We start from the raw sequence: 6,468 nt of genomic DNA, 5'->3' as shown, positions 1-6,468 counted from the left end.
TTGGTGATGATGGCGGAAGGGAACCACGCGTACCCATCCCGAACACGAACGTTAAGCCTTCCAGCGTCGATGGTACTTGGACCGCAGGGTCCTGGGAGAGTAGAACGTCGCCAAGCAAATGCAGGAACCCTTCGGAGATGAAAATTTCCGAAGGGTTCTTTTTCTAGTGCAAAGAACGAGCTTCTTGGGGGAATCCCGCCTTGGAAACGGCCGCGTGAAGCCTAAGGGAAAAATCAGCCTTATGCTTCATGAAACGGTTGCGATTAGGGAAGAATAATCAAGGAGGTTCGCTTGCCGGTTGATCGATTAAGTTGAAGTTGTTCCTATAAGGGGGAATGCAGCATGACGCATGCTTCGAATACGACACGAACGATTATAGCGTGCTCCTGGGTAATGGTTTCCTTTTTGGTTCCTGCCTATTTCATTGCCAAGCCATGAGGTATCAGCTTATAACGGATACGAAATAGGCATCAATGAAAAAGACACCTCAAGCTATTGTGCATAGCAAGAGGTGTCTTTTTCATTGATGATGATATATCCATTCTCTCTATGTTTTCGGAAGCGCCAAAGGAGAAACATGCGAGGGAAGAGAAGATAAGTATGGTAGCTTCCGAGAAAAACCAGTAGAGGTACGGGAAGCCAAGGATAAAGACAGCCCAGCATCAATAGGAACACCCAGAATAACTGCCGATGAAGCCTATGAAGCTTAGAGAAAGAAAGATAACCGCTGGGCGCATAACCGAGCCACGGCCAGCCGGCGTACCATCGCCAGGACTTGGCAGCCCTTTTCTCCTTGATGTGCAGCATAAGGATAAGAAAAAGGAAGTGAGCCAGAGGGATCCCTAGTGCTCCTGCTATAAACTGAAGAGGCAAGATATAGAATAAACAATAAACTGCTCCAGCTATCCCTATTGCTGAGTAGATGTAAAAATAGTAAGGTTGGTTGTGTACTCTCTGTAAGAGACGATACGTGTAAATCGTAGAGTTATGAGACATCATACGGTCTTTCCGGTTGTTGTTCACAAAGGCAATCCCCCACCAAGCGGCAAAATAGGACATTCTCTACTTGTTTATCGGCAAAAGCTCAGAATTTTTTGAGGAATTCCTGCACCGGACCTGCTCTATCTTCATAATAATAGCGTAGATCCCGTTTAATGCTTAAGAGATTCGGATATACTGGTAGAAAAAGGAATAGAGGTGAAGCGATATGGGCGACTTGCGCCAGCATCATCCATACACACAGTCCTGTATCATCTGCGGGCAAGACAAAGAGGAAGGCATCATGATCATCTCGGAATTTATCTGCGGCGATTGTGAAAGTGAGATGGTCAGAACCGATGTGAGTGATGCCAAGTATCCGTTCTTCATTCACCAAATGAAACAGATCTTATATAAAAAGAATGCGTAACTCCCACTAGATGGGTCCGGTTTCTCCTGTAGGGGATGGAAGCGGGCTTTTTTGTTTGGTACAATACGGGTATTATTGCTGGAGGACTTGTACCCATGAAGGAAGACGCCCATCAGAATGCTCCCATACTCGAGAGCTTAGTGGCTCATCAGCGTTCGGAAGCACACGGTTTTCATGTTCCCGGACATAAATCGGGATCCGCCATCGATGCGGATGCTGTTGAACTTTATAAAAATATCCTTTCGGTGGACTTAACCGAAATCCCAGGGCTCGATGATTTGCATCATCCGGAAGAAGCGATTCTTGAGGCACAGAAGCTTGCGGCCGATTGCTTTGGAGCTGAAGAGACTTTTTTCCTCGTAGGGGGAAGTACGGTAGGCAATATTGCGATGATCGCGGCGGCTTGCCGGCGGGGAGATCTCTTATTGGTGCAGAGGGACGTCCATAAGTCGGTGCTCCACGGATTGATGCTGGCGGGAGTACGAACCGTATTTTTGACTCCTCAGTGGGATCGGCTAACCGGCCTTAGTCATGGTGTGGATCCGGGTACGGTAGCGTCAGCGCTCCATAGTTACCCGGAAGCGAAGGGACTTTTGGTTACGAATCCCTCTTATTACGGAGTAAGCCGGGGCCTCGTCCCGCTGGCTGAGCTGCTGCACGGGCAAGGGAAACTGCTGCTTGTAGATGAAGCCCATGGTGCACACTTTGGTTTTCACGACGAGCTGCCACAGTCGGCTATGGCTGCAGGAGCCGATGCGTCCGTGCAATCTACGCACAAGATGCTAACTGCCATGACCATGGGGGCCATGCTGCATGTGCAAGGTGCTCTTCTGGATCGCGTAGCCCTGCGTAAGGTTCTGGCTATGCTGCAAAGCTCGAGCCCTTCCTATCCGATTCTGGGCAGCCTGGATTGGAGCCGTCGACTGATGGCCTTATCGGGTACCGAAAGGCTCGAGAAGGTGCTGCAGCAGGCGAATCGTGTAGATGTATATGTGAACTCGCAGAAGAGATGGGTGGTCAACAGAGCCAGCTCCGCTTTAGGGGGATCTCAGGATCGGCTGAAGATGGTATTGGCGGATGGGGAAGGGAACTTGGATGGCTTCCAGCTGAAAAGTGCTTTGGAGAACCAAGGAATCTATCCGGAAATGGCCGATCCTCGGTATGTACTGCTGGCTCTCGGTATCGGCACGACCTCTGAGGACATCACGGCCCTTATAGAAGCCCTTCAGGATTTAACCGAATTGAAGTCGCAGATAAGCCCAAACCGTCATACCATAGCATTGATGCCATCTTCCCCCTCCGGACTGCAAGTAACATCAGACCCTCTTCTTATGGACTGGGAGGAAGCGGTTCATGGAAATGCGGCGGATAGGAGGAGACTGGTGCCAGTCGCGGAGTGTGCAGGGTATAGGGCAGCTGAAATGATCGTTCCTTATCCACCGGGTATTCCGCTGCTGTACCCGGGAGAGAGGATCACGAGGGAACAGGCTGACTATTTGGGCAGCCTGGCCGCGCTGGGATCCAGATTTCATGGACATGATGTGTCCGGACTTGGAACGGTTCCGGTACGGAAAGAATAATTCACCGGTTTTACAATTACGCTGATGGTTATACAGAGAACAGGGGACATTATGAACAGAAGAGGTTATTTTGTAACGGTAGAAGGCGGAGAAGGCGCCGGTAAGACGTCCGCCATCGGGGAAATCGTCAAAACGGTCACGGGGATGGGGGCAGTCGCCCTGTCTACCCGGGAACCGGGAGGAATCCCGATCGCGGAAAAGATTCGTGAAGTCATCCTGGACCGGTCCCATACCGCCATGGACGGACGGACGGAAGCGCTCCTCTATGCCGCGGCGCGTCGGCAGCATCTATCGGAGAGAGTCGTGCCGGCCCTGCAAGCTGGCCAGGTTGTGGTCTGCGACCGTTTCATCGACAGCTCCCTGGCCTACCAAGGACATGCCCGAGGGCTGGGGATGGAGGAAGTACTTTCGGTTAATGCTTTTGCCGTAGGAGACTGGATGCCGGATCTAACGCTCTACATGGATGTCTCGCCCGAAGTGGGCCTGATGCGCATCCAGGCTGACACCAGCCGCGAATTGAACCGTCTCGACTTGGAGAAGATTGAATTCCACCGCAAGGTGAGAGAAGGGTACCTCCTGCTGTTGGAGCGGTATCCGGAACGGATCGTACGTATTGATGCGGAAGCCGAGCTGTCCCGAGTGCTTGGGGAAATTCGCAGGATATTGAACCAAAGACTGGCTGGGCGAGTATAATAACGATGAGTGGAAAAAACAGCCTATATATAGGAAGGAATTTATCGCTTTCTTGTCTAATTATATATAGTAGAATGGCATAATCCCTCATTCAGTTGGCAGAGGAGGCTGGATGTATGAAGTTGGTAGTGGCAGTAGTGCAGGATAAGGACAGCAACCGACTGTCGAACGCGCTTGTCAAAGAGGGCTTTCGCGCCACCAAGCTGGCAAGTACGGGGGGGTTCCTCCGAGCCGGTAATACAACATTCATGATTGGTACAGACGATGATCGGGTTCAAGAAGTACTGCAGGTGATCAAGTCAAACTGCAAAATCCGGGAGCAAATGGTCACGCCGGTGTCGCCTATGGGCGGAACAACGGACTCCTATATTCCATTCCCGGTAGAGGTACAAGTCGGCGGGGCAGCGGTATTCGTACTGCCGGTCGAACGATTCGAGCACTTCTAGATAAAGGGGTAGAGCTCAGATGAAAATCAACCCGGGTTGGCGTCCTGCCGGCAAAGACCTGATCAGAAACGAGACAACGTCTTCCCAGCCGCTGCAGCAAAAATCGTTCTCGGATATGATGCAGCATCAGGATGTGAAAGCAACCCGGGAAGAGCTGCAGCGGATGCTGCAGCAGATTGACCTGCAGGGACAGCGGCTCTCCAAATCGATGACGGTTAGGGAGCTGCGCCAGTACCGGATGATGATCAAACAGTTCCTTGAGGAAACAGCGCGGCGGGGCGTGCAGCTACGCGACACGCAGGGCTGGGACCGACGGGGACGTACAAAACGGTACAAGCTGCTGGAAGAGATAGATCAGGGGCTGCTGGGCCTTGCGGACGAATTGCTCGAAACCGAGCAGGGTCATATCGATCTGCTGCAGCGTATCGGCGATATACGCGGTATGCTGATCAACTTGCTGTTCTAAGAACAGAGCAGGTGGGATGGACCGCCGCATGAGAAAGGAATTTAAGGCGATTATGTCTTTTCGATCGATACAGGGGCAGGATCGGGTCAAACAGATTCTGCAGAACAGCCTCCGGACGGACAAAGTGTCCCATGCTTATATCTTCACCGGGCCGGGGGGGACGGGACGCCGGGAGATGGCGAGGGCTTTCGCCCAAGCCATCTACTGCAAGGTGCTGCCGGATGATGCCTGCGGCGAATGCCTGGACTGCCGCAAGGTGGAGCACGGCAATCATCCGGACCTGCACTGGATCATTCCGGAGGGAAGCTCGATCAAGATTGAGCAAATCCGGGATCTTCAGAAGCAGTTCGCCTACAGGGCATCGGCTTCCGGCCCCAAGATGTATGTGCTGGAGCAAGCGGATAAAATGACGGTCCAGGCGTCCAATTCGCTGCTCAAGTTCCTGGAGGAGCCAACGTCTCACGTCGTAGCTGTGCTAATCACGGATAACGGACAAGCACTGCTTCCCACCATACGTTCCCGGTCGCAGTGGATTTCGTTTCTTCCCGCGGGAAGAAGAGATATGAAACAAAAGCTGCTGGGTGAAGGCCATTCACCGCTGCTCGTCCAAATTGCGGTTCATATGGCTGCAGGAGCCGAGGCGGCGGGAGCACTCATTCAAACAAATGGGTTTGCAGAACTACGAAACCTAGTGTTACAATTAGCTAGAGAAAGCTTGACCCGCCTGCCCTCTGCTTTATTAACGGCTCAGCAGAAGCTGGCGAAGGGCGAGTTTTCCGAACAGCTTCCGCAGTTTATGGACATGCTCATCCTCTGGCTGAAAGACATGGTACAGCTGAGTCTCGGCAGCAGGGATGATATCATATACACGGATGGAATGGATTGGATGTCGCAGCAGGCGCTGTCGTATCCGATAGACCATTGGATCGCTTGTCTTGAACACGCGATAGAGACGCAAAAGCGTCTGCGGTTTCATGCCAATCCCCAGCTAGCGCTTGAAAATACTTTACTGCGTCTCAAGGGGGTGTAGGTTTGTTTTCTGTAGTGGGTGTTCGCTTTAAGAAAGCGGGCAAAATATATTACTTCGATCCGAGCGAACTTCCGGTCGAGCAGGATAGCGCCGTCATAGTGGAAACCGCCCGGGGGGTCGAATACGGCAAGGTCGTAATCGGACGGCGGACGGTAGGAGAATCTGATGTGGTGCTGCCGCTCAAGAAAGTGATTCGGGTAGCCGATCAGCAGGATGCGCAGCTAGTAGAGGATAACAAGCAGGCGGCCAAGAATGCGTTTGCGATCTGTCAGGATAAGATAAAGGATCATCAGCTTCGGATGAAGCTCGTTGACGTTGAGTATACATTTGACCGCAACAAAATCATTTTTTACTTTACGGCGGAAGGCCGTGTGGATTTTCGGGAGCTCGTGAAAGATCTGGCGAGCATCTTCCGGACCCGAATTGAACTTCGTCAGATCGGCGTTCGGGACGAGGCCAAGATGCTGGGAGGAATCGGACCTTGCGGCAGGATTCTATGCTGCTCCTCTTTTCTTGGGGACTTCGAGCCGGTATCGATCAAGATGGCGAAGGACCAGAATTTGTCGCTGAATCCAACCAAGATCTCCGGGCTGTGCGGCCGGTTGATGTGCTGTTTGAAATATGAGCATGATAATTATGAAAGTGCGAAGGACGATCTGCCGCGTGTCGGCAGTGAAGTAGTGACTTCGTTCGGTAACGGGCGCCTGGTCTCCCTCAACGTGTCGGAGCGCATGGCTAAAGTACAGGTGTTCGATTTGAAAAAGGTCATGGATCTTCCTTTGGATGATGTGGTGGAGCAGCATTGAAGATCAAGGCTTGATGCTTCTGCGGCTTGAGGTGATGGA

The 6,468-nt window shown here is 52.0% G+C and carries 7 protein-coding genes and 1 rRNA gene; all 8 read left to right on the top strand.

The genetic code is table 11. The features are described 5' to 3' along the window. Positions 1-116: ribosomal RNA gene (gene rrf, locus O9H32_RS30375) — 5S ribosomal RNA — on the top strand. A 1,091-nt stretch (positions 117-1,207) separates the two neighbouring features. Beyond that, positions 1,208-1,408: a sigma factor G inhibitor Gin gene (locus tag O9H32_RS30370; RefSeq protein ID WP_269869840.1), complete on the top strand. Its 201-nt coding sequence runs from the start codon at positions 1,208-1,210 to the stop codon at positions 1,406-1,408. Positions 1,409-1,503: 95 nt separating this feature from the next. After that, entirely contained in the window at positions 1,504-2,988 is a 1,485-nt protein-coding gene (locus O9H32_RS30365) for an aminotransferase class I/II-fold pyridoxal phosphate-dependent enzyme (protein ID WP_269869839.1), read from the top strand. Positions 2,989-3,039: 51 nt separating this feature from the next. After that, a complete protein-coding gene (gene tmk / locus O9H32_RS30360) occupies positions 3,040-3,681 on the top strand; it encodes a dTMP kinase (RefSeq protein ID WP_269869838.1) in 642 nt (213 codons plus the stop codon). Between the two features lie 116 nt (positions 3,682-3,797). Further along, a complete protein-coding gene (locus O9H32_RS30355; protein ID WP_269869837.1) occupies positions 3,798-4,127 on the top strand; it encodes a cyclic-di-AMP receptor in 330 nt (109 codons plus the stop codon). Positions 4,128-4,146: 19 nt separating this feature from the next. Further along, positions 4,147-4,593 carry a YaaR family protein gene (locus O9H32_RS30350; protein ID WP_269869836.1) on the top strand — a complete coding sequence of 149 codons (447 nt, stop codon included), beginning with the start codon at positions 4,147-4,149 and terminating at the stop codon, positions 4,591-4,593. Positions 4,594-4,645: 52 nt separating this feature from the next. Beyond that, positions 4,646-5,623: a DNA polymerase III subunit delta' gene (holB, locus tag O9H32_RS30345; RefSeq protein ID WP_269869847.1), complete on the top strand. Its 978-nt coding sequence runs from the start codon at positions 4,646-4,648 to the stop codon at positions 5,621-5,623. A gap of 2 nt (positions 5,624-5,625) precedes the next feature. Continuing rightward, positions 5,626-6,429: a PSP1 domain-containing protein gene (locus O9H32_RS30340; protein ID WP_269869835.1), complete on the top strand. Its 804-nt coding sequence runs from the start codon at positions 5,626-5,628 to the stop codon at positions 6,427-6,429. Positions 6,430-6,468 lie beyond the last annotated feature (39 nt).

Origin of the sequence: Paenibacillus caseinilyticus (assembly GCF_027533645.1) — a bacterium.
GTDB classification, from domain to species: domain Bacteria; phylum Bacillota; class Bacilli; order Paenibacillales; family NBRC-103111; genus Paenibacillus_G; species Paenibacillus_G caseinilyticus.
This window is presented reverse-complemented; position numbering and strand designations above follow the sequence as displayed.

Excerpts from the sequence above, each read along its gene's own strand:
- O9H32_RS30370 (WP_269869840.1), top strand. The coding sequence starts at position 1,208 with ATGGGCGACTTGCGCCAGCATCATCCATACACACAGTCCTGTATCATC.
- O9H32_RS30355 (WP_269869837.1), top strand. The coding sequence starts at position 3,798 with ATGAAGTTGGTAGTGGCAGTAGTGCAGGATAAGGACAGCAACCGACTG.
- O9H32_RS30365 (WP_269869839.1), top strand. The coding sequence starts at position 1,504 with ATGAAGGAAGACGCCCATCAGAATGCTCCCATACTCGAGAGCTTAGTG.
- O9H32_RS30350 (WP_269869836.1), top strand. The coding sequence starts at position 4,147 with ATGAAAATCAACCCGGGTTGGCGTCCTGCCGGCAAAGACCTGATCAGA.
- tmk (WP_269869838.1), top strand. The coding sequence starts at position 3,040 with ATGAACAGAAGAGGTTATTTTGTAACGGTAGAAGGCGGAGAAGGCGCC.
- holB (WP_269869847.1), top strand. The coding sequence starts at position 4,646 with ATGTCTTTTCGATCGATACAGGGGCAGGATCGGGTCAAACAGATTCTG.